The organism is Loktanella sp. S4079 (assembly GCF_000967725.1).
In the GTDB taxonomy this organism is placed as follows: Bacteria; Pseudomonadota; Alphaproteobacteria; order Rhodobacterales; family Rhodobacteraceae; genus Yoonia.
Map to the genome: position 1 here is coordinate 129,709 of NZ_JXYE01000003.1, position 23,426 is coordinate 153,134.

Below are 23,426 nucleotides of genomic sequence, written 5' to 3' on the forward strand. Positions count from 1 at the left end.
GCTGCGTTGCCCGCTAGCGTTCGGGCAAACAGCAGGAGATTCCCATGAGCACGATCGAAACCAAACTCGCCGAATTGGGCGTCACTCTACCCGATGCGCCAGCACCGGCCGCGAACTACGTACCCTATGTGGTGATTGGTGACATGGTGCATGTTTCTGGTCAGATCTCGGCAAATGCAGATGGTCTGATCACCGGCAAATTGGGCGCTGATCTGGACGCAGACGCAGGCGCAAATGCGGCACAAGCCTGCGCCATTAGCTTGCTCGCCCAGCTCAAGGCCGCCTGCGGCGGCGACATCGACCGTTTGGTCCGCGTCGTGAAATTGGTAGGCTTTGTCAATTCGACCCCCGACTTTACCGACCAGCCCAAGGTGATCAACGGCGCCTCTGACTTTATGGTTGCGGCACTTGGTGATGCAGGTCGTCATGCGCGATCCGCCGTCAGCGCGGCCAGCCTACCATTCGGCGTTGCTGTCGAAATCGAAGCAATATTCCAAATCAAATGACCCTGCCCGCGTCATTCTTTGCCCGCCCGATTACGCACCGTGCATTGCACGACCGCGCGAACGGGCGGGTCGAAAACAGCATCGCGTCGATCAAGGCGGCTGTCGCCGCCGACTATGGAATCGAAATTGATGTCCAACTGAGCAGTGACGGCTGCGCAATGGTCTTTCACGATGACAAGCTGGACAGGCTAACCGCAAAATCTGGCCCTGTCCGGAACTACAGCTGCGAAGACCTGACCAAAATCACCCTCACCGACGACCCGGGGACCATTCCCACATTAGAGCAGGTGCTGGAACTGGTGAGCGGTCAGGTGCCGCTGCTGATCGAGATTAAGGATCAAGACGGGCAAATGGGCCCAAACATCGGCACGCTGGAGCGCGCGACCGCAAACGCGCTGGCCGGCTACACTGGCGATGTTGCGGTCATGTCCTTTAACCCGCACAGCGTGGCGGAAATGGCCAAACACGCCCCGCATATCCCCCGTGGGATCACAACGTCCAGCTACCAGCCTGCATTTTGGCCAGAAATACCTGACGCCACACGCAACAAGCTGCGCGATATTCCCGACTATGCACGTACAGGGGCATGTTTTATCAGTCACGAAGCGACGGATTTGGACCGACCGCGCGTCGCAGAGCTAAAGAATGCCGGGGCAAATGTGCTGTGCTGGACAATCCGTTCGCCCGAAGCAGAAGCAAAGGCACGCGAGATCGCAGAAAATGTGACCTTCGAGGGTTACCTCGCTTGACGGCGGCCAAAACGAACCCAAGTCTGATGATATGACTGACACCCCAATCGAAGTAGCCGCACACCCCAGCCTCGACGGTATCCCTGCCCAAGACTGGGATGCCTGCGCATGCCCTGAGGCCGCCGATGGTGGCCGCCCAAATGATCCATTTACAACGCACCGGTTTCTGAAGGCACTTGAAGACAGCGGATCAGTCGGCAAGGGAAGCGGCTGGCAACCGCGCTACTTAACTGTCCATCAGAATGGTCAGATGATTGCGACCGCGCCACTATATGCCAAAGGGCACAGTCAGGGCGAATATATTTTTGATCACAATTGGGCGCATGCTTATGAAAACGCGGGCGGTCGCTATTATCCCAAACTGCAAATCGCCGTACCCTTTACACCCGCGACCGGGCGAAGGTTTCTGACCCGTCCCGGCCACGAGGTACTGGGCATCTCCGCCTTGATCCAGGGTGCAGTTCAGATTGCAGCTGACAACGAATTATCCTCGTTGCACGCTACCTTTTGTACCGAAGCAGAGTCTATCGCCGCCCAAGAAATGGGGCTGATGACACGCATCGGTCAGCAATTTCATTGGGTCAACGATGGCTATGCAGATTTCGATGCCTTCCTTGCGTCGCTCTCTAGCCGCAAACGCAAAAACATCCGCAAAGAACGCGCCCAAGCGCAAAGCTTTGGTGGTGAAATTGTCAAACTTACGGGCGATGACATTCAGCCCCAGCACTGGGATGCATTCTGGCAATTTTATCAAGACACCGGAAATCGGAAATGGGGCACGCCTTATCTGACACGCGCGTTCTTTGACCGTGCACATGAAACGCTGCGCAACGATATGATGATGGTCCTCGCCATTCGCGATGGGCGTCCTGTTGCTGGCGCGCTGAATTTCATTGGACGAGAAAACCTTTATGGGCGGTATTGGGGCTGTATCGAACATCACCCCTGCCTGCATTTCGAACTCTGCTATTATCAGGCCATTGATTTCGCCATTTCTCAGGGGCTCAAACGAGTCGAAGCAGGCGCACAAGGGGAACACAAGCTCGCCCGTGGTTATCTGCCGGTCGCGACCCACTCCGTCCATTGGTTCGGAGATCCGGGATTTCGGGATGCGGTCCAAAATTATTTGGACGCCGAACGTGATGCGGTGGATCATGAAATCGAAGTCCTGACCAGCTATGGTCCGTTTCGCAAATCCAACCGTGAGGAACAGCAATGACCAACACATTGACCGAAGCCGAACGCGACGAATTGATCACACCCTTGCTCAAGAACGGATGGGAATTCGTCAGCGGGCGCGATGCGATCCAGAAAACCTACAAATTTAAGAATTTCGTAGACGCCTTTGGCTTTATGACGCGCGCTGCGATTTGGGCCGAGAAATGGAACCACCATCCCGAATGGTTCAATATCTACAAAGTCGTCGGAGTCACGTTGACCACGCATGACGCAGGTGGTCTATCCATGCTTGATGCCAAATTCGGCGCAAAACTAGATAAACTTGCAGGGGAATGACTTGGACAATCTGCTGAACACCGTCATCTGGGACGGGAAAACAATCGGGGACCTGCTCACGCTCGAGTTTCTGGCCTCAATCTTTGGGAATGTCATCGCGGCATTGCTCATTATTATTGCTGGCTTTGTCATTGGTGGCTGGCTGCGCAAACACCTGACAAAACTGGGACAGACGCATCAGCACTTGGACATGACCCTGTTCAATTTTCTGGGCAACATTGCGCGCTACATCGCAATCGGTTTTGCGTTTCTGTTCGTACTCAACACCTTTGGGGTCGAGACAACATCATTTGTCGCCGTTATTGGTGCCGCGGGTTTGGCCATTGGTCTGGCATTGCAAGGCACCCTTTCCAACGTGGCGGCGGGCGTGATGATCGTCTTTTTCCGTCCTGTTAAAATCGGCGATTTCGTCGAGGTTTCAGGCCAGATGGGTACAGTCAAAGATATTACGCTGAACTTTATTGAACTGGCATCGCCCGCAAATGTTCAGATTATCATCCCCAACGCGCAGGTGTGGGGCAATACAATCGTGAACTATTCCACCTTCCCGACACGCCGCGCCGAATGGACCTTTGGCGTTGGCTATGGCGCGAATTTAAAGAACGCAGAGCAGGTCATCTATGACACGATCATGGCCGACCCACGAGCAAAGTCAGATCCGGCACCATTCATTCAGGTGAATAACCTTGGCGACAGTTCTGTCGATTTTCTGGTGCGCGTTTGGTGTGACAGCGGCGATTACTTTCAATTCCAAGCGGACATGAAGCGTCAGGTCAAAGAGGCATTAGATCAAGCGGGAGTCGATATTCCATTCCCGACACGGACATTGATCCAGACCCAAGGATAAATAGGTATTCGGCAGCGCTGCGTCACTTGCAGCGCTGCCGAACCGCAAACTCTAGCGCGTTGCCTCGCGCTGCAGACGCCGCAACATGCCGCGTACAATCCAACGATGGGCAATCCCCACAGGCAGCATATACGCGCGACCAAACCAGTTGTGGACCTGCACCGAAGATGTCACAGAGACGGTCTGACCAGCCGTTGAAATGCAGGTCATCACATCAAGATGCTTATCGCGTTCGGTCAACACCAGCGCCTCGTGATCTGTGTACTCCACCAAAAAGAAATCAAGGTGGTCACCAATCTCGACGCTTTCGACGCGTGTCGTGCTAAATCCTTGAATACGTTTCACACCGAATAAGGCGGAAATCGCATCCCTGATCCGAAACGCAAGCCGCAGTAATGGTTGCGGATGCTGGGTGATCAGGTTCCATGCCTCAAGCGGCGATAATTCCCGATCCAATGTGATATTCTGGACGTCATAGTAGTAAAGCTGGTCGATTGGCGCCAGAACGCGGACGGCACTGCCATCTAATCTAATCATGAGAAATAATTCGCCAGCAACGCGCCGGCTGCCTTATGCAATATCCCAATGAAACAGGGCGGCACCTGCGCGCCGCCCCTTTGGATTATTCAATCGCCTCGAGCAATGTTTCCCCGGCAGAGATTTCACATTCGCCCGGGTTCGACTCTGCGTTAAGGATTTGCACAACACCGTTGTCGACTAGCATCGCGTAGCGCTTGGACCGGTTCACGAAACCAACGGGTGCCGCGCTAAAGTTCATACCGATAGCCGTTGTGAACGCGCTTTCTGCATCTGCCAGCATTGTGATGCCTGCGTCAGCCGCACCAGTTGAATCGCCCCATGCCTTCATTACGAACGGATCGTTGACCGACACGCAGATAATTTCATCCACGCCTTTGGCCTTAAAATCATCGTGGGTGATCATAAAGCTAGGAACATGCGCAGTTGAGCATGTGCCAGTGTATGCGCCAGGCAATCCGAAAATCACCACTTTGCGGTTTTCCAGCTTGTCAGCGAGCGCAACTTGTACTGGCCCATCCTCGCCCATTTGTAACAAGGTTGCAGCCGGAAGCGTATCACCTGTTTTGATAGTCATTATTATAGCCCCTTCATGTTTGTATCTTCTGATGACTCACATATAGATGTGCATGAAACAAGAGGGTGAACCCCAAGGAGATAACTATGACGCATGTTGTCATCGTCGGCGCAGGGCAGGCTGGCGCCTCTTTGGCTGCAAAATTACGGAGCGAAGGCTTTGATGGCGAGGTCACTCTTATCGGTGCGGAAAAGGTTCCGCCATATCAGCGGCCACCACTGTCAAAGGCTTATTTACTTGGGGAAATGGCCGAGGAACGGCTGTATCTGCGGCCACATGAATTCTATGCAGACCAGAGAATAAACCTACGCCTAGACACACGCGTCATTGCAATTGACGCGATGAACAAGACCGTCACGCTGTCTGACGATGAAGTTATCAACTATGATGAACTTGCACTGACTGTCGGCGCGCATCCGCGCATGTTACCTGCATCAGCAGGGGGCATGCTGGATGGAGTCTACGCCATGCGCGACCTGAGCGACGCAGACGCGATGGCCCCGGCGATGGTTGCGGATAAACATGTTTTGATCATAGGCGGGGGGTATATCGGGCTCGAGGCGGCAGCCGTCGCGGCAAAGCGTGGCCTCAAGGTGACCTTGATCGAAATGGCAGACCGGATCTTGCAACGGGTGGCGGCACCTGAGACGTCCGATTATTTTCGCGCCCTACACAAGGCGCATGGCGTCGAGATCAAAGAAGGGATCGGTCTTGAAAAGCTAACAGGCGATGGTCACGTGTCGGGGGCTGTCCTGACTGATGGCAGCACGCTAGATGTCGACTTTGCCATTGTCGGTGTTGGCATTTCGCCCGCGACTATCCTCGCGGAAAGTGCAGGCATTGCCTGCGACAGTGGCATCACGACGGACACCCACGGCCGGACGTCTGCCCCACATATCTGGGCTGCGGGCGATTGTGCATCTTGCCTATTTCATGGGACGCGCATCCGCCTCGAAAGTGTTGGTAACGCGATTGATCAAGCCGAGGCAGTCGCCCGCAATATCATGGGCCGCGACCAAGAATATATGCCGAAACCATGGTTCTGGTCGGATCAATACGACTGCAAACTGCAAATTGCTGGGCTTAACCTTGGGTACACCAATGTTTATGTTCGCAAAGGCGATACGCCGGGTGTTCAGTCGCACTGGTACTACAAGGACGATCAGCTGATTGCCGTCGATGCAATGAATGACCCGCGCAACTATATGATCGGTAAACGCCTAATCGAAGCAGACCGCAGTCCAGCACCCGCTGCGATCACCGATCCGGCAACAGATATGAAGGGCCTGCTCAAACCGTGAGGATCATCGGAGGCACCCATCGAGGAACAGCTCTTACGGCGGTTGGCAAAGGGGACGCAGGCGCGCATTTGCGCCCCACCACCGACCGCGTCCGCGAAAGCCTGTTTAACGTCCTGCTGGGGGGGCGTTTTGGTAATCCCATTCTGGACACGCGGGTTCTCGACCTATTTGCGGGTACGGGGGCGCTTGGGCTAGAGGCGCTGTCACGCGGTGCCAGCCATGTCACATTTGTCGATAACGGTCGCATTTCCCAAAAGCTGATCCGCGACAATATTGCCAAGCTACGCCGCCAATCCGACACCACACTGATTAAATCAGACGCCTCACGATTACCGGCAGGGGAACCCTGCGGGCTGGTGTTTCTCGACCCACCTTATGGGCAGGGTTTAGGAACCGCCGCGCTGATGGCTGCGAAATCGAATGGCTGGATTGCCCCGGATGCGCTGATCATCTGGGAAGAAAGCACCGCACAGATCGCGCCGCTCGGCTATGCCACACTTGACCAACGCCGATATGGCGACACGTGGATCACATTTCTAAAGGCAGAATAAATGACTCCCAAATTAGTGATTTTTGATTGTGACGGCGTTCTGGTGGACACCGAGCCAGCAACAGACCGCATTCTTTCGGCAAACCTTGGGGGGTTCGGCTGGGACGTTGCACCAGACGAAATTCACCAACTGTTCGCTGGCGGAACAATCGAAGGCATTGGCCAAGAAGCAACGCGTCGCGGTTGCAATCTGCCCGAGACATGGGTCGATGATGTCTACGCTGAAATTTTTGCAGAATTGCGCAAAGGCGTTCCCGTAATGGACGGTGTTATGGATCTGATCCATGCGCTTGATCAGGCGGGCATCAAACGGGCGATCGCATCAAATGGCCCTATCGCCAAGATGGAAATTACCCTTAGCCCAAGCGGATTATATCCGCTGTTCGCGGGGCGCATCTATTCAGGGCACGACCACGGCCCCAAACCCAAGCCTGACATGCTGTTGCAAATTATGGCCGACATGAACGTATCCCCCGAAGAAGCCGTGATGATTGATGACATGCCAGCCGGGTTCAACGCGGCGAAATCTGCTGGCATGGCTTGCTTTGGGTATGTGGCAGATGGTGATCCCGCACGGATTGGCGACACAGGAGCCCGCCCCGTCACCCACATGAACCAAATCGCTCAGGCGCTAGGCCTGACCTAATACACATGCCCCGTGCCAAGAACTTCGGCCGGGGCAACCCACCAGTCCATCTGTGACACTTGCACGATGCGCGCGACATGGCGTGCAGTCGCCATATCTTTAACGAGCCCAAAGCATGTTGCCCCAGACCCAGACATGCCCGCGATGCGCACACCCGGAAGCGATTTCAGCTTTGCGATCACCTCTGAAATTTCCGGCGCGATTTGTTCGGCGGCGGCTTGCATATCGTTGCGCTGCGGGGAAAGCCAATCGACAAATCCGTCGAAATCTGCACCTTCGGGGATTGGCGTCATTGGTGCGCCGTTTTTGTCAGACATCATGTTGAACACTTGCCCGGTTGGTACGTCCACGGGCGGGCGCACCAACACAATCGCGCAGGGCGGCAATTGTGGCACGTCAGAGAGCTTTTCGCCGATCCCTTCCATCCGTGTCGGGTTTGGCGCCCTCAGGCAGACAGGCACATCAGCGCCAAGCGCAACAACCTCGGGCGCGTGGGCAGGTAGTGGTTCCACACCCCATAGCTCTGCAAGCATCGCCAATGTCACGGCAGCATCCGATGATCCGCTACCAATGCCCGCCGCATGCGGCAGGTGCTTTTCCAGCGTCAGCATTGCCCCTAAATCAACCCCGCGCGCCTGACCCAAGGCGAGAGCTGCACGCACCATCAGGTTGCGCTCATCTTCTGGGACACCAACGGAAAACGGCCCGTTCACTGACATCCGGGTCTGCGGCGCAACTGTCGCGGTTAATTGGTCCGCAACCCCGGCAAACACGACAAGACTATCAAGCAAATGATACCCATCTGCACGTTGTCCGGTCACATGTAAGGTAAGGTTTACCTTTGCAGGTGCTATTGCCTTAATTGTTGCCACTGGCCACCCGGATCGGCGCGACGCCTTCGTCAAGTAAGACCAGATCAAGACCGCGGTCCAGCTTATCTCTGATACGGGTTGCCTCGGTCTCTTCTGGATCAAAGGACAGGGCGCGCTGCCATTGGAAACGTGCTTCGATTTCGCGACCGACGGCCCAATAGACATCGCCCAGGTGATCGTTCACCACCGGATCAACAGGTTCAAGCGCGGCCGCATTTTCGAGCATCCCCACCGCCTCGTCATAGCGTCCAAGCTGGAACAAAACCCATCCAAGGCTATCAATAATCGCGCCGTTGTCTGGCCGTGCCGTTGCGGCAACCTCAAGCATATCAAGCGCCTCGTCCAGTTTTTCGCCACGCTCAACCAGCGAATAGCCGAGATAGTTCAAAACCTGCGGATGGTTCGGCTCTAACGCCAATGCCGCGCGAAAATCGGCTTCGGCTTGGGGCCAATTGTCGGTTTTATGTGCGCAGATCCCACGGGTGTAATAGACGAACCACTTAATCGGGTCATCATCTTGATACAGTTCAATCGCACGCGAATAGGCTTTGGCTGCGTCACCATAGCGCCCGGCCTGCCGCAATGTATCGCCTTGGTTGGCAAAGACCTGTGGAAGGTCTGGGTGGCTCCGCGCGAGCGCGTCTAAAACCTCGATGGCCGCATCAATACGGCCACCCGCACGCAAAACATCTGCCCGACCAAGTTCGGCGGCATGAAACGCAGGGTCATTGCGAGGGACGCTACTGTAGGCCGCATTTGACAGGTCGAACTGCCCCAAATCTTCGAGAAGGCCCGCAGTCATCAGCGTTGCAATCGTATTGTCCGGCCACAAATAATTCGCAGCGCGCGTGAACATCAATGTATATGCGCTTGGCGCATCACTTTGGATGGCTCCGGCGGTGATATGGTAAACCTCGGCCATACCTTGTTCTGGCGAGGTTACAGCGCTGTAGGCGACAGCTTCGCCAGCATCAAGCCGTGCGCGCAGTTGTGCGAGACCGGGATCAAGCTGTGTCCCGAACACGCTATCTAGCATGGCAATTGCATCTGCATTGCGGCCAAGCTGGCTGAGAATTTGGGCGTGTGCGATGCCGCTTTGGCGATTGTAGCGCATGCCGCCCGGTATTTGCTCCGAGAACATCGCCTCAGCACCTTCGAAATCACCGACCGAGGCCAAGGCATATGCCTTGTGGGTCACGCCATAGACGGTCATGCCTTCGGTTTCGATAACCCTGTCAAAGCCCGCAACAGCGCGGGTCATGTCCCCCTTGCCCAGATGCGCCCACGCCTGCGCGATGCCGTCAATCAGCGGGCTAATCGTGCGCCCCTGCTCCAACGCATCAAAAACACCGTCCCAGTTTTCTGATTTCACATCCGCCATCTGCAAAATCAGATGGGCAACCTGACTGTTATGGCCACCATCGATAATCGCTTGCGCGATTGGAATCGCCTGATCCATCTGACCCAGGGCGACATAAGACGTCATCGCCCGATCCAAAAGGTAAGGGTTCGTTGGATCGCCCAACAGACCTTTGGTCAGATAGCGCGCACTAACGTCAAAGTCATGCGCATGTAACGCCTGACGCCCAGCCAAATAGGCCCCTGCATTCGCATCGGCGAGAGCCGAAGATCCAGATGACATGACAATAGAAATAAGAACGGCGGTGAGTGAGCGTTTGAGCACGGATTAACAGGCCTTTCGGATTGTTTTCGTTTTCAGCCTAAAGACAGTCAGCGTGTCATGCAAACACGTCCTCGTGAACATGGCGGCAATCAGCGCGACGATTTGGAAAACGTTGAAAGGGCACAAGAAGACAGGCCCGAAAGCCCGCCAACTCGCCCTGCCAAGACTGCTCCGATACGCCTATTATACTGGCGTTTCACGTTGATCACGACACTAAGCGATGAAGTGATTCGCAGTCAATAGAGTGATTCGCGAATCGGCATTAACTTACCGGTGCGTAAGTCCGGCAGTAGGGATCAACAGGCACAGCGCTGACCAAAAACGGCGTATCGGGTGGCATTCCGCTTTCTTCGACCCAGACCCCATTCAGGCAGAAATCTTGGGCATAGTTCCCCAGATTAAACCCAAAGCCCGGATTACCACAGTCATTCGCATTCCCGTTTGCGTTCCATGCTTGGGTGACACCGAGGCCCAGCTCTGATGGCGTCAAAAAGACCGACCGCTCGGGATCATATCGCAAAAACCAGCTATCGCTGTCGCCACGTGTGGTCATATCCCATTTACCAAGCAAGGCACCCGCCTGATACCCGGCGATTTTAAACGCAGTTACGTCTTGCTCAGTGATTAGGGATTGTCCAAGCACGGCGTCAGGGATGCTCATTTGCCCGGTCATCGTATAGTCGTTCGCACCGACCCAGCAGAAATAAAAGTCAGCCGCCTGAACCTGCGTCGCGCAGAGCGCGAATATGGCGACCCACTGTTTGATCATACGGCATTCTCGCGCATGACATGCCCGGCGAGGTAAAGCGAACCGCAGATCAGAATGCGGGCATTGGGGGTCGTGTCGCGAATGGTGCGGATGGCCTCTGCAACGCTCTGGGCGACAGATGCCTGCAAACCAACACGCATCGCGGCGTCAGCAGTGTCTTGGGCCGGAATTGTGTTTGGCTCATCAGGGATCGACACGGCGGTCAGCGTTTGTGCGACCTTCGCCAATGGCGCGAGATAACCGTCGATGTCCTTGGTGTTAAGCATCCCACAAATCAGATGCGTGGGTCTTGGTGGTTGTGCAGACAGGGTCTGCGCTAGGACACGCCCCGCCGCCGGATTATGCCCACCATCCAACCATAGCTCTGCCGGGAGCGCCATTTCGACCAACGCACCTTTGGTCAGTTTCTCCATGCGCGCTGGCCAATAGGCGCGTGTCACCGCAGCCTCGCAGGCGGCCTCTTCCTTGCCCAAGAGCCGAAGCGCGGCAATCGCGGCACCGGCGTTCATCACCTGATGCGGTCCGGGCAAGTTCGGCAACGGTAGATCAAGCAACCCGCGCTCATCTTGATAGATCAGTCGCTCGTGCTCTGCGCTGACATGCCATTGCTGACCATAGGCATAAAGCGGCGCGCCAAGTCGGGCTGCGACGTTTTCGATCACATCCATGCTTTCTTCGTGCTGCGGGCCGACAACACAGGGAACGCCACGTTTAATAATACCGGCCTTCTCGGCCGCGATCTTGGCCAGCGTATCACCCAAGAATTGCTGGTGATCGAGGTCGACAGGCGTGATGATCGTCAGAGCGGGCTTATCAATGACATTGGTTGCGTCCAGCCGCCCGCCCAACCCCACCTCGAGCAATGTGTAATCGGCGGGCGTTTCTGAAAACGCCAACAAAGCAGCAACTGTCGTGATCTCAAAATACGTAATTGGATCAGTGCCATTCGCGCCATAACACCGATCCAGAACTTGGGTCAGCGCTTCTTCGGTGATCAAATCACCCGCGAGGCGGATGCGTTCATGAAAACGGGCCAAGTGCGGCGATGTATATGCGTGCACCTTTGCCTGATCCGCCTCTAGCCCGGCGCGGATCATGGCTTGTGTTGACCCCTTACCATTCGTGCCAGCCAAGTGGATCACGGGCGGCAGACGTTTTTCTGGGTGATCGAGCTTTGCAAGCAGCGTCCAAACACGGGCCAAGGTCAGGTCGATGACCTTGGGGTGCAAGGCCATCATCCGTTCAAGGATCACATCCGATGTCGCTGTCACTTTGCGTCTTTCTTGGGGGCGGATGGCTCGACGTTGTCTTGGGCAGGCTCAATCGCAATCTCAGGCGCAGGCAGATCGCCCTTTACCGGAGAGTCGAGCCCCATCAACATCCGCAAAATCGTTACCAACTCGTCCTTGAGATCGGTGCGTTTGGTCACGCGGTCCAACATACCGTGGTCCAAAAGGTATTCAGCGCGCTGGAAACCCTCGGGGAGTTTTTCGCCGATTGTCTGTTCAATCACGCGTGCACCAGCAAAACCAATCAGCGCGTTAGGTTCTGCAATCTGCACGTCGCCAAGCATCGCATAAGACGCAGTCACACCGCCAGTTGTGGGGTGCGTCAGAACGACAACATAGGGCAAACCCGCTTCTTTCAGCATTTGCACCGCGATTGTCGTACGCGGCATCTGCATCAAGCCAAGGATGCCTTCTTGCATACGCGCACCACCAGCGGCAGAGAACAAGATCAGCGGGCGCCCCAATGCAATTGCACGCTCCGCAGCGGCAACAATGGCATTGCCGACGTACATCGACATCGACCCACCCATAAAGGAAAAGTCCTGCACCGCAACGACGACAGGTGTGCGCCCCATTTCGCCTTCGGCAACCAACATCGCATCTTTTTCACCCGTTTTCTTGCGGGCTTCTTTGATGCGATCAGTGTATTTCTTTTGATCCCGGAAATGCAGTGGATCTGCTACAGGCTCTGGCACGTCGACCTCGACAAACACGCCGCCGTCAAAAATTGACGTCAGGCGTTCACGCGCAGAAATCGCCATGTGGTGATCACAATTCGTACAAACGTTCAGATTGTCTGACAGCTCGCGGTGAAACAGCATGGTTCCACACTCTGGACATTTGGTCCAAAGATTCTCGGGCACCTCGCGGCGTGAAAAGAGCGAGTTGATCGTCGGACGGACGTAGTTGGTGATCCAGTTCATTGGCGCGCCTTTTGCATTAACGCCTTTCAGATATGACGGTGCGTCACGAAATGCAATCAGTGCCGATCCGAAGTCTTGATTTAGCGGCGTATCGCATAACGTGCGGCCAGCCACATAACAAAGACCGACAAGGCCTGACTAATGATCTGCATGACAATCGCGAACGTTGGCAACGCGTTGATTTGCGCCCCAAAGCTGGCAGGGTCCTCGTATGGGAATAGAAACAACGCCACCCCGGTGCCAGGCCAATTGGCGATCCCATACAGCAATAGCGCGAATGCATTGTTCGCCAAATGCAACCCAATGGCCGCGCCCAAATTACCGCTTCTTGCGGTCAAATCAGCGCAAGCCATTCCCAGCAGCATCGCCCAGAGCGCCCACATCAACCCTTCGACCTGACCATTACCGTTCCAATAATGCAGCATCCCGAACATAAGTGACGGCACACCCATCCACATCCAACGACGTGACGACAGGCAAGCAAGTTGCTGTTGTAAGTAGCCGCGAAACAACATCTCTTCGGTGCCTACCTGGATCAGCAGGGCAACCAATGTCACGGGAATCAATGACACCCAGACGGTCAGCGGACGAACTGAATCGACCGCACCGAGGTCATACCAAGGTGGCAAAAGCTCCAAGACAAACAAAACGATTGAAACGACACCCGTCACCGCACATAGATCACGCCACGCTGATTGCTGTGGTCCAATCAGTGACCAGAACCCGCGCGCATGCAGCAGTTGGACAAGCATCACCAGCCCACAGCCCGATAACCCAAAGGTCAAGAATTGCGCCAAGGTGCCAAAGGCCGAAGTCCCTTCTTTATAGGCGTCTTGCAATGCTGAACTGGGTAGCAGCCCCAAGACAAGATCGGGCGATATCGCGAAAACAATCTCGAACCCGACAAGAACAACCACCACACGCCATAGCTGTGGCGCACGCGCAGCGACGTTAACAAAGTTGCGATGAAGCACATAAGGATCAGCCATAGTGGACTTTATGCCGCTGTTAAGCCGCCCCGCAAGCGCAGTTCTAACTTGCGTCACCTGCGCCCAACTTTTAGACCAGCGTCATTAGTTCCGGGAGACAAGCCAATGCTTAAAGGCAAAGCCGACAAGACAAACCTACCTAGCCGCCACGTCACCGAAGGGCCAAGCCGTGCGCCGCACCGTTCGTATTTTTACGCGATGGGTCTGGACGAGGCCGAAATTGCGCAGCCATTTGTTGGCGTTGCGACCTGCTGGAACGAAGCTGCACCTTGTAACATTTCGCTGAACCGTCAGGCGCAGGCCGTAAAGCTCGGCGTCAAAGCTGCAAACGGGACGCCCCGCGAATTCACCACCATCACTGTGACCGACGGAATCGCGATGGGTCACGAAGGCATGCGGTCTTCACTGGCATCACGCGAAGCGATTGCTGACACCGTTGAGCTTACTATGCGTGGCCACTGCTATGATGCGATTGTTGGTCTGGCTGGTTGTGACAAATCTCTTCCAGGTATGATGATGGCGATGGTGCGTCTGAACACACCTTCTGTCTTTATCTACGGCGGTTCGATCCTTCCGGGTCGGTTGAATGGCAAAGATGTCACCGTACAAGATGTTTTTGAGGCCGTCGGCCAACACCAAGCCGGCAACATGTCCGATGCAGAGCTTGAAGTTCTCGAGCGCGTTGCATGTCCTTCGGCGGGTGCCTGTGGGGGCCAATTCACCGCGAACACCATGGCTTGTGTATCCGAGGCAATCGGCCTCGCGCTGATGAACTCATCCGGCGCCCCTGCCCCATACCAAAGCCGTGACCAATATGGCGAAGCATCTGGTCAGGCTGTCATGAACCTGATCGAAAAGAACATCCGCGCGCGTGATATCGTTACACGCAAATCGCTGGAAAACGCAGCGCGCGTGGTTGCCTGTACCGGTGGTTCGACAAACGCAGGTCTTCACCTGCCCGCAATCGCGGCTGAGGCAGGTATCGACTTTGATCTGTCTGACGTTTGCGAAATCTTCCGTGACACACCATATTTCGTCGACCTGAAACCGGGCGGCCAATATGTCGCCAAAGACCTCTACGAGGCAGGCGGTGTTCCGGTCGTGATGAAGGAACTACGCAAAGCGGGTCTTATCCACGAGGATTGCATCACCGCATCCGGTCGTAGCATCGGCGAAGAGTTGGACGACATCAAAGGCGAAGCTGACAACCGCGTCATCTATTCCGTCGAAAACCCGATCACCAAAACCGGCGGTGTTGTTGGCCTCAAAGGGAACGTAGCCCCAGAAGGTGCAATCGTGAAAGTCGCTGGCATGGGCGAAGACCAGCAAGTCTTTACAGGCCCAGCCCGCGTGTTCGAATGCGAAGAAGAAGCGTTCGAGGCTGTTAAGGCACGCCAATATAAAGAAGGCGAAGTTCTGGTTATCCGCAACGAAGGCCCATCTGGTGGCCCCGGAATGCGTGAAATGCTGGCAACGACCGCTGCCCTGTCCGGTCAAGGCATGGGCAAGAAGGTTGCACTGATCACAGACGGCCGTTTCTCTGGCGCGACCCGCGGTTTCTGCGTCGGTCACGTTGGCCCAGAAGCTGCGCACGGCGGACCAATCGCACTGCTTGAAGACGGTGACATGATCACCATCAACGCGATCACGGGTGAACTGTCGGTTGACCTTAGCGACGAGGTGTTTGCCGAACGTAAGGCCAACTGGAAAGGCCCAAAAGAGACGATCTACGCCTCTGGTGCGCTGTGGAAATACGCGCAACTCGTTGGTTCGACACGTCTTGGTGCTGTGACGCATCCGGGCGCGAAGAAAGAAAAACACATCTACATGGATCTATAAGCATATGATCCGTAGCATTGCGATTGTGGCCTTTGCGCTGGCGCTTAGCGCCTGTACGTCTGTCACGACGCAAAAATCTATTGGGCTTGTGGGCGGTGAAATCATCGCCCAAGCCCCTGACGGCTATTGTATCGATTCTACCTCTAGCAACCCCGACAAGGGGTTCGCGATTGTTGCACCCTGCTTTGCGATGGGCGCACCTGACAGCGCGCCAAGCGCAACAGCCGTTGCAACCATTCAAATCGGCGAAACCGGTTCTGGAATGGTGACTGGTGCCGAAACCCAGATGCGCAGCTTTTTGCAGTCAGACGAGGGCGCCGCATTGCTAAGCGCGACAGGCGACAGCACCACGATCAGCGATTTTTCTTCTCAGGTTGCTGACGGGACGGTCACGGTGCGCTTTAACGATTCCGCACCACCCAGCAAAATCGGCCTGCAACAAAGCGAATGGCGTGTCTTCACAGACGTAAACGGCCGCCTGGTAACCATTGCGCTACGCGGCCCCGCCAACGCGCCCCTTACGCAAGGGACGGGGAATTGGCTGCTGAATGCAATCGCGGCTGGCGTCAAACCTGCAACGGTGCAATCGTCAGAACTCTAGCGTGCCTCGGTCACGAGGTTTTCACGAAAGGCAAAGCGATGGCAATCAATCCAAATGGTGCACTCGGGCGGCTTTTGCAGCGCGCATCATTTAAGCGTTGGAGCAAAGCCGCCCGAATGGCCCCAAACGCAGAGCTGTCAACGCTTCGCGCGCAACGCCAACACGCGCGCCAGTTAATCGTTCCTCTACAAGAACTCAGCTATGTCGCCGAGAATAGGCTCGCGCTCCCGCGGATCGGGACCAACACCTTCCAACGGCCCGCTGGCACAGATTGGTCCTGGCGCCCGATGGCGTGGCGTACGAGTGTCGCGAAACGCGGGCTGGCCCCTGCATTCAACCGCGACAAAATTGGCGAAGAAGTCACCGTTTTCCATGACTGCAAAGCGCCCGAAGTGTCGCTAACGCAACATCGCAATTTGCATGCGGACGATCTGGCCGCCTACGGGATGACGATGGAAGTCTATCACTTTGACGGCAGTTTTTTGTCGCTTGTGCTCGACCTGCCGGTGGCGGCCTGCACCGGGCTAAAGAAACGGCACATATTGCAGCTGGCCGCTGTCATCGATCGCGAAGCACCGATGAATATTTACGCCCGGCTAAACGTCAAGAACGGCCCGAATACCGAACAAATTCTGCTCAGCTTACCCAGCGATGACCGGGAAACACTTGCTGAATTTGATCTGGCCTACACCCAGCTCAATGAGGCGCGCGCCGAAAAAATCTGGATTGATATTCTGTTCGAAAACCCGAACATGAACAAAATCACAATCCGAGACCTGAATATCTGCCGCTATCCGCGCGCCGAAATCTAAAGCCGAGAGCGACCAATATGGCCACCTATAAGCTGACAAAAAACCGATTGATCGCTGGTGTCTGGGAAGGATCCTTGACCGGTGCCGGACCCGAGACACCGCAACTCACGGTTAGTCATCAAGGCGAGACAATTGAAGGGTTAACGCCTGAGTACGAGGCAAACGGCGAAATTTGGTACGTGAAAATCCCAATCCCGGCTGAACTGATTAGCGACGGTGTTCAGACCTTTGTCATCCAAGATGCGAACGGTGATACGCTGAATAGTTTTGCGCTGTTGTCGGGTGAGGCCCTGGCCGAAGACATACGCGCCGAAGTCGATCTGCTCCGCAACGAACTTGATATGCTCAAGCAGGCGTTTCGCCACCATTGCAATAATAGCTAAACGTAAACAGATGGCGGTTTTCACCGCCATCTGCTTCTCCCCTGATCGTTCGCTCAGAGGCTTGGGAACGCTGATCAAATGATCAGTTGAAGTTGTAGATCACTGAAACGCCCAGTGTGTTCACGCCTTCGGACAGGTCAGCATCTGTTTCGCTGTTGAACGAGGTTGTGTAACCTGTACGCAGCGACAGTGTTTCTGTCATTGCAACGTTCAGGGCCAGTTCGTTGACCAGAGTTGTTGCAGTTTCCGAATAGATCACGTCTGTGTCGTTAGTGATGTAGGTCGCTTCTGACAGGCTTTTGAATACGTTCGATGAAACAGAAGCAGCAGCTTCGGAAACGTCAGACATATCAACACGTTTTGCTGTGCGGTAACCTGGGCCAGCTTGGACAGACCACTGCAGATCAGCAGTGTTGTAAATCCGATAGCCAAGGCCAGCACCGACAAAGATGTCTTGGGTAAAGTCACCTACATCGTCGGCCATGTTGTCAAAGCCAGCTTCCAATTTACCAAAGGCAAATAGAGCGTCATTCAGGTCGCGACGATAGTCGACACCAGCCAGCAATGTGTCCTCGGTTTTTTCACCGTCAGTTTCGCCATAAGCAAGGCTCGCTGTCAGGTCGATACCGTTGATGCCGTCATATGTGCCGTAGCGCAGACCGAGGCCGATGTCAGTTGTTGTACCGTCATCATCTTTGACAGATGTACCGCGGACAGCGACCGAACCATAAGAGCCCAGCTCACGGCCTTCGTTGCCGAAACGGCCAAGATCACGCTCGCGATCATCCTCGATTGCTTCTTCGAGGTCATCAACCGCGTCAACAGATGCGTCTTGGTTTGTGAATGCAGTTGTTTGTGCTGCACCCGCTGTTGCGATGAAACCGCTGATCGCAGCGATAATAAATACGTTGTTCGTCATGGGTCTATCCTCTCCCAAGAAGGTGACCCGTCCTGTTCAAGGAACGGGAGCATTTCTGCTGAGCGGATATTTACGCCTTAGCGATGATTAACGGAAATTCAAAATAATCATGCTTAAAGCGAGTTTTACTCATTCATGATCATGTGGCTCACCCAGAATTTCGACCTCGTGGTCCCCACTAATGTCGCGCAACTGGGCGAGAACCGCATCACCATCTGCCTCGGCCACATCAGTGACGCCTTTCAACGCCTTTTCGGCAATCATGCGAATGTCAGGATCGAGATCCTCGCGCCATACCGCCCAAACGGGGTACGGGAATCGCGGCGCATCTGGCACAAGAAAGAGCTGCCCCGCATCAATGTATTTTTTCACATAGCGCGCAGGCAGATAGGCCGCCCCATCACGGTTGACGATAAACTCGGCGGCCATCGCCCCAAGCGAAAATGTCAGCCCCGGATTGGTCAGGTCGGGCAATTCTTGGGCATGCGCGCTGACGAACTCTGGCCCCCAATCCACAAAAACATAGCGTCCGCCCAGATCCAGTGTTGGATTCGACCAAGACGCTACCATAACCAATTCTTCTTCGAGGACCTGCTCGGCCTCTAAACCGGGCCGAAGCTGCGGCATGTAAAGCAGCCCGACATGCATGACGCCTTCGATCAAGAATCGCGTCAGCCGATCCGGCATCCCTAGTTCAGCGCGGATATTGAGGTCAGGCGCTGCCGCACGTAGCCCATCAATCCAGCGAAACCCCATGCGCGGCCAAAGCGAATACTGCGCACCAATGGTCAAGCTGCGGGTGAAACCCTCGGGGATGGCGACCTGCTGTCGGGCTTCTTCCCAAACGCGGATGATCGACAAGGCATATCGCTCAAACTCTCGGCCAGCATTTGTAAGTTCTGCACCAGCCTTTGAGCGCGTAAACATAGGCTTACCAAGCGCATCTTCGAGCCGCTGAATGCGCAATGACACCGCCGATTGGGTCACATAGAGCCGATCAGACGCGGACACGAATGACCCTGTCGCAGCCACCTCAAGAAATGTCTTGAGCAAAGTGATATCCATAGGTCAGCCCCCGCAGTGATCGTTGCCAATGCATTCATATTGGCTCTGAACGACGAAACAACTGCTCAAATCATGTTTGATGTCTAAATCTTACGCCACGTACGGGGTGACGCGCGCGTCAGCTTGGGCCATGATTTGACGAAATGGGAGGCACGACATGACCGAATATCCACATCTTCTTGCTCCGCTTGATCTGGGGTTCACCACGCTGAAGAACCGCGTGCTTATGGGGTCAATGCATACCGGGCTAGAGGAAACCAAAGACTGGAATCGCGTCGCCGAATTCTATGCCACCCGCGCGCGTGGGGGCGTTGGACTAATGGTCACCGGCGGCATGGCCCCTAACATTGAGGGCGGCGTTATTCCGGGTGCGGCTGGATTATTCTCAGACGAAGATATCGCAAACCACCGCATAGTTACTGACCGTGTTCATGATGCTGACGGCAAAATTGCGATGCAAATCCTGCACGCCGGTCGCTATGCCTATAGCCCTAAATGTGTTGCCCCGTCGGCAATCAAATCACCGATCTCGCCCTTTCCACCGCATGAACTAGACGCGGACGGCATTGAAAAGCAGATCAGCGATATCGTGACCGCTGCAACGCGGGCTCAGCAGGCCGGATATGATGGCGTCGAAGTTATGGGGTCAGAGGGCTATTTCCTGAACCAGTTTCTTGTCACGCACACCAACAAGCGGACCGACGAATGGGGTGGATCATATGAAAACCGCATGCGCCTGCCCGTTGAGGTGGTGCGCCGCGTCCGCGAGGCGGTCGGCCCGAACTTTATTGTGATCTATCGCCTGTCGATGATCGACCTCATTCCGAATGGCTCTACCTGGGAAGAGGTTGTTCAGCTCGCCAAAGCTGTTGAGGCAGCTGGTGCGACTATTCTGAATACCGGCATCGGCTGGCACGAGGCCCGCATCCCTACGATCGCTACCTCTGTTCCGCGCCGCGCTTTTACATGGGTGACCAGGAAACTCATGGGCGAGGTGCAAATTCCCATTATCACATCAAACCGCATCAACATGCCCGACGTTGCCGAAAGCGTCCTGTCTGACGGCTGCGCCGATATGGTTAGCATGGCGCGCCCGTTTCTTGCCGACCCTGATTTCGTCGCTAAGGCTGCCGCTGGAAAGCCCGCAGAAATTGCCCCGTGCATTGCTTGCAATCAGGCGTGCCTGGATCACACGTTCAGCGGCAAGCTGACCTCATGCCTCGTGAACCCGCAGGCATGCCATGAAACAGAATTGGTCATATCGCCGACAGATATGCCCAAGAATATCGCCGTTGTCGGCGCAGGTCCGGCCGGATTATCCGCAGCACTGACAGCTGCTGATCGTGGGCATAAGGTGACAATCATTGATCGCGCTGCGGAAATTGGCGGGCAACTCAACATGGCCAAACAGGTCCCCGGCAAAGAGGAATTTTGGGGATTGGTCGACTATTTCCGCACTATGGTGGCGAAATCCGGCATTACGCTCGCGCTGAACACCACCGCGACGACGCAGATGCTGGCGGATTATGATGAGATCATTATCGCCACAGGCGTTGCCCCACGTGACCCACAAATCCCCGGCCAAGATGGCCCAAATGTGTTGTCCTACATCGACGTCCTACGCGGCAAAGCCCCCGTCGGCCCACGTGTCGCGGTGATTGGTGCCGGCGGTATTGGCTTTGACATCGCCGAGTATCTGGTCACCGATGATAGCCCAACCGAAAATCTCGAAGAATGGCTTGAGGAATGGGGCGTTGGGGACCCTGAGACGACACGTGGTGGTCTGCGCCCCGAAGGCCCCAAACCCGAACCCGCCACGCGACAAGTAACGCTGCTACAACGAAAATCAGAAAAACTGGGCAAGCGTTTGGGTAAAACCACTGGCTGGATTCACCGCGCTGGTCTGCAGATGAAGAACGTCAACATGGTCGGTGGCGTGAACTATGAAAAGATCGACGAACAGGGCCTTCATGTGAGCCGCGGTGAAGCGCGTGAAAACCCTGAATTGATCGCGGCTGATACAATTGTGCTATGTGCCGGGCAGGTCCCTGAACGCAGTTTGGCAGACGCGCTGATCGCTCTGGGCAAGGAAGTGCACGTCATCGGGGGCGCAGATGTCGCTGCGGAACTTGATGCAAAACGCGCAATCAACCAAGGAACGAGACTAGCAGCATCAATATAACCTAAGGGCGAAATACACGCCAACCCAGCCCATTTACCTGACTTATCCCGTCGGATACCCCGGATTTGTCAGGCATTGGTCCCATTCCTGCCTGATTTCTTTCCCTATAACTGCGTGGGACAACGAAATTTAGGAATGCTTATGGATCGTCTGACAGAAATGGAGGCCTTTGCCACGGTTGTAGACCAAGGTGGCTTCACAGACGCAGCCAAGAAAATGGGGATTTCAAAATCCGCAGTATCAAAGCATGTTTCCTCACTCGAGGCGCGCCTCGGTGCGCGTCTGTTGAATCGGACGACACGCCGCGTCAGCCCAACCGAAATCGGCCTTGCTTACTATGATCGGGCACGTCGTGTTTTGAACGACGCTGGCGAAGCGGATGCGCTGGTCACATCAATGCAATCGGCGCCCTCTGGTCTCTTGCGGATCAGCGTCGCGACAGATTTTGGCGTGAATCATCTCTCGCCAGTTTTGGGCCAATTCCTAAGCGAATTCCCCGACATCACTGTAAATATGGTTCTGAATAACCGCTATGTGGAGCTGATTTCAGAAGGCTTCGATATGGCCGTCCGCATCGGCGAGCTAGAGGATAGCACACTGCGCGCGCGCAAGTTGACGGAAACAACGCGCCGCATGATCGCGAGCCCTGCATACTTTGAACAATACGGCCGCCCGGAAAAGATCGACGATCTAAACGATCACAAACTCCTTCACTACTCTAATCAGGCGAATTCTGCCGTTTGGAAATTGACGGCGCCATCTGGTGAAAAGCGTCAGGTGCGCACCGCTGGCTGGCTGACTGTAAACGACGGGCAATCGCTACTAAACGCATGTATCGGAGGGCTGGGCATCGCCTATCTTCCGTCATTCCTCTATGCCGATGCAATGCGCAAAGGTCTGGTCCAAGAGGCGATCCCGGACCTTCCCGTTGAAACCCAAGGCATCTATGCGGTCTACCCTCCGGGCCGTTTCACCCAACCCAAAGTACGTGCATTTATTGACTTTCTTGCGCATGCCTTTGCGGACAAAGGGCCCAACGATTGGTAAAATTGTAGGCACTTTGTCAACGCGATTAAGCCAGCCTTAAGACGTCATTCCATATGGTCTTCTGTGAATTCAGGGGACCAGAGATGGAAAAACTACTCCGCTTGATAGAACCGAATAGCCGTAGCGCACTTGTTGGCCGACTAGTCGGCACAATAGGCCTTATTGCGCTCGCTAACGGCGTGTTTTTCAAACTTTATGGGCCACCCGACCCGTCAAACCCACTGTTCCATTTGCTGCATGCGATAGTGGTTGGCGGACCTTTCGCCATGTTTGGATTAATTATTCTCGTGTATCAGGCGAGAGTGCAGCGCAAACTTTCACATCTGTCGCGCAAAGATGGTCTAACCGGCCTTAACAATCGGCGGACATTTATGGAATGCACCGACCGCCGCCGCGAGGCGCGCGCTATTGGAACGCTCTTGCTGTTGGATGCCGACCACTTCAAGCGGATCAATGATTCTTACGGCCACCAAGCAGGCGACATCTGTTTGCAAAGTATTGCCGAAACCCTGCGCCGCAACGTACGGCGCGACGATGTGGTCGGTCGGATTGGCGGGGAAGAATTCGCAATCTTTCTATGCGACACCACTGTTGAACAAGCACGCATTATCGGTGAACGCCTGACAAAGCCTATTTCGTTTCATGCAAACGAAAGCAGCACAGAAGCGAACCTCAGCGTGACGCTCTCAATCGGCGCCACCGAAAACCACCCCGGTCTACCACTGAACAAGATGCTCGCACTTGCCGATCAGGCGCTCTACCAAGCTAAGGCAGAAGGACGGGCGCGGATGGTTGTTTGGGACGAACAATTACCGGTGCACTAA

The 23,426-nt window shown here is 55.2% G+C and carries 25 protein-coding genes; 15 read left to right on the forward strand and 10 right to left on the reverse strand.

Annotated features, from left to right (window positions below; all coding sequences use genetic code 11):
• Positions 1-44: 44 nt before the first annotated feature.
• The 5 genes from TW80_RS09915 to TW80_RS09935 are packed head-to-tail and all read left to right on the forward strand — an operon-like array spanning position 45 to position 3,617.
• On the forward strand, positions 45-506 hold the full coding sequence (locus TW80_RS09915) for a RidA family protein (protein WP_045997252.1): 462 nt from the start codon (positions 45-47) through the stop codon (positions 504-506).
• Entirely contained in the window at positions 503-1,255 is a 753-nt protein-coding gene (locus TW80_RS09920; protein ID WP_045997253.1) for a glycerophosphodiester phosphodiesterase family protein, read from the forward strand. The genes TW80_RS09915 and TW80_RS09920 overlap by 4 nt, the downstream gene beginning before the upstream one ends.
• A 31-nt stretch (positions 1,256-1,286) precedes the next feature.
• Entirely contained in the window at positions 1,287-2,474 is a 1,188-nt protein-coding gene (locus tag TW80_RS09925; RefSeq protein WP_045997254.1) for a GNAT family N-acetyltransferase, read from the forward strand.
• Positions 2,471-2,770 (forward strand): 4a-hydroxytetrahydrobiopterin dehydratase, encoded by a 300-nt coding sequence (locus TW80_RS09930; RefSeq protein WP_045997255.1) that lies wholly within the window; start codon positions 2,471-2,473, stop codon positions 2,768-2,770. The genes TW80_RS09925 and TW80_RS09930 overlap by 4 nt, the downstream gene beginning before the upstream one ends.
• Before the next feature lies 1 nt (position 2,771).
• Positions 2,772-3,617 (forward strand): mechanosensitive ion channel family protein, encoded by an 846-nt coding sequence (locus TW80_RS09935; RefSeq protein ID WP_045997256.1) that lies wholly within the window; start codon positions 2,772-2,774, stop codon positions 3,615-3,617.
• Positions 3,618-3,668: 51 nt separating this feature from the next.
• Here TW80_RS09935 and TW80_RS09940 read toward each other — a convergent pair whose 3' ends face one another.
• Both TW80_RS09940 and TW80_RS09945 read right to left on the reverse strand, forming a co-directional pair.
• Positions 3,669-4,154, reverse strand: coding sequence for a DUF2867 domain-containing protein (locus TW80_RS09940; RefSeq protein ID WP_045997257.1), 486 nt, complete (start codon positions 4,152-4,154; stop codon positions 3,669-3,671).
• Between the two features lie 85 nt (positions 4,155-4,239).
• Entirely contained in the window at positions 4,240-4,731 is a 492-nt protein-coding gene (locus TW80_RS09945) for a peroxiredoxin (RefSeq protein WP_045997258.1), read from the reverse strand.
• 86 nt (positions 4,732-4,817) lie between these two features.
• Between TW80_RS09945 and TW80_RS09950 the strand changes: the two genes are divergently transcribed.
• The 3 genes from TW80_RS09950 to TW80_RS09960 are packed head-to-tail and all read left to right on the forward strand — an operon-like array spanning position 4,818 to position 7,228.
• The gene (locus tag TW80_RS09950) at positions 4,818-6,032 is read left to right on the forward strand and encodes an NAD(P)/FAD-dependent oxidoreductase (protein ID WP_045997259.1); all 1,215 of its coding nucleotides are present in this window, start codon (positions 4,818-4,820) and stop codon (positions 6,030-6,032) included.
• Complete coding sequence (rsmD, locus tag TW80_RS09955) at positions 6,029-6,583, forward strand: 16S rRNA (guanine(966)-N(2))-methyltransferase RsmD (RefSeq protein ID WP_045997260.1); 555 nt, start codon at positions 6,029-6,031, stop codon at positions 6,581-6,583. Before TW80_RS09950 ends, rsmD begins: the two co-directional genes overlap by 4 nt.
• Positions 6,584-7,228, forward strand: a complete 645-nt coding sequence (locus TW80_RS09960; protein ID WP_045997261.1) for an HAD family hydrolase — start codon at positions 6,584-6,586, stop codon at positions 7,226-7,228.
• Here the strand turns inward: TW80_RS09960 and TW80_RS09965 are convergent.
• The 6 genes from TW80_RS09965 to TW80_RS09990 all read right to left on the reverse strand — a co-directional run bounded on the left by TW80_RS09965 (position 7,225) and on the right by TW80_RS09990 (position 13,811).
• Positions 7,225-8,100 carry a 4-(cytidine 5'-diphospho)-2-C-methyl-D-erythritol kinase gene (locus tag TW80_RS09965; RefSeq protein WP_045997262.1) on the reverse strand — a complete coding sequence of 292 codons (876 nt, stop codon included), beginning with the start codon at positions 8,098-8,100 and terminating at the stop codon, positions 7,225-7,227. The genes TW80_RS09960 and TW80_RS09965 overlap by 4 nt on opposite strands.
• Complete coding sequence (locus TW80_RS09970) at positions 8,087-9,784, reverse strand: tetratricopeptide repeat protein (protein WP_342585899.1); 1,698 nt, start codon at positions 9,782-9,784, stop codon at positions 8,087-8,089. Before TW80_RS09970 ends, TW80_RS09965 begins: the two co-directional genes overlap by 14 nt.
• A 262-nt stretch (positions 9,785-10,046) precedes the next feature.
• On the reverse strand, positions 10,047-10,553 hold the full coding sequence (locus TW80_RS09975; protein ID WP_045997264.1) for a hypothetical protein: 507 nt from the start codon (positions 10,551-10,553) through the stop codon (positions 10,047-10,049).
• Complete coding sequence (locus TW80_RS09980) at positions 10,550-11,824, reverse strand: bifunctional folylpolyglutamate synthase/dihydrofolate synthase (RefSeq protein ID WP_045997265.1); 1,275 nt, start codon at positions 11,822-11,824, stop codon at positions 10,550-10,552. Before TW80_RS09980 ends, TW80_RS09975 begins: the two co-directional genes overlap by 4 nt.
• Entirely contained in the window at positions 11,821-12,765 is a 945-nt protein-coding gene (gene accD / locus TW80_RS09985; RefSeq protein WP_045997624.1) for an acetyl-CoA carboxylase, carboxyltransferase subunit beta, read from the reverse strand. Before accD ends, TW80_RS09980 begins: the two co-directional genes overlap by 4 nt.
• An 80-nt stretch (positions 12,766-12,845) precedes the next feature.
• Complete coding sequence (locus tag TW80_RS09990) at positions 12,846-13,811, reverse strand: CPBP family intramembrane glutamic endopeptidase (protein WP_239450524.1); 966 nt, start codon at positions 13,809-13,811, stop codon at positions 12,846-12,848.
• A 48-nt stretch (positions 13,812-13,859) separates the two neighbouring features.
• Here TW80_RS09990 and ilvD point away from each other — a divergent pair, with 48 nt between their 5' ends.
• From ilvD to TW80_RS10010, 4 genes are read left to right on the forward strand one after another with little or no spacing between them, the layout of a single operon-like run.
• The gene (gene ilvD / locus TW80_RS09995; protein WP_045997267.1) at positions 13,860-15,593 is read left to right on the forward strand and encodes a dihydroxy-acid dehydratase; all 1,734 of its coding nucleotides are present in this window, start codon (positions 13,860-13,862) and stop codon (positions 15,591-15,593) included.
• A gap of 4 nt (positions 15,594-15,597) precedes the next feature.
• Entirely contained in the window at positions 15,598-16,194 is a 597-nt protein-coding gene (locus TW80_RS10000; RefSeq protein ID WP_052700954.1) for a hypothetical protein, read from the forward strand.
• 38 nt (positions 16,195-16,232) lie between these two features.
• Positions 16,233-17,006 carry a DUF6478 family protein gene (locus TW80_RS10005; RefSeq protein ID WP_045997269.1) on the forward strand — a complete coding sequence of 258 codons (774 nt, stop codon included), beginning with the start codon at positions 16,233-16,235 and terminating at the stop codon, positions 17,004-17,006.
• Positions 17,007-17,023: 17 nt separating this feature from the next.
• Positions 17,024-17,389: a hypothetical protein gene (locus TW80_RS10010; RefSeq protein WP_045997270.1), complete on the forward strand. Its 366-nt coding sequence runs from the start codon at positions 17,024-17,026 to the stop codon at positions 17,387-17,389.
• A gap of 82 nt (positions 17,390-17,471) precedes the next feature.
• On the opposite strand, the gene TW80_RS10015 is transcribed toward TW80_RS10010, so the two are convergent.
• Both TW80_RS10015 and TW80_RS10020 read right to left on the reverse strand, forming a co-directional pair.
• A complete protein-coding gene (locus TW80_RS10015) occupies positions 17,472-18,308 on the reverse strand; it encodes a DUF481 domain-containing protein (protein WP_045997271.1) in 837 nt (278 codons plus the stop codon).
• A gap of 129 nt (positions 18,309-18,437) precedes the next feature.
• The gene (locus TW80_RS10020) at positions 18,438-19,373 is read right to left on the reverse strand and encodes a LysR family transcriptional regulator (protein ID WP_045997272.1); all 936 of its coding nucleotides are present in this window, start codon (positions 19,371-19,373) and stop codon (positions 18,438-18,440) included.
• 157 nt (positions 19,374-19,530) lie between these two features.
• Here TW80_RS10020 and TW80_RS10025 point away from each other — a divergent pair, with 157 nt between their 5' ends.
• From TW80_RS10025 to TW80_RS10035, 3 genes are all read left to right on the forward strand, one after another.
• Complete coding sequence (locus tag TW80_RS10025; RefSeq protein WP_045997273.1) at positions 19,531-21,555, forward strand: FAD-dependent oxidoreductase; 2,025 nt, start codon at positions 19,531-19,533, stop codon at positions 21,553-21,555.
• A 141-nt stretch (positions 21,556-21,696) separates the two neighbouring features.
• Entirely contained in the window at positions 21,697-22,602 is a 906-nt protein-coding gene (locus TW80_RS10030) for a LysR family transcriptional regulator (RefSeq protein ID WP_045997274.1), read from the forward strand.
• Positions 22,603-22,685: 83 nt separating this feature from the next.
• Entirely contained in the window at positions 22,686-23,426 is a 741-nt protein-coding gene (locus TW80_RS10035; protein ID WP_045997275.1) for a GGDEF domain-containing protein, read from the forward strand.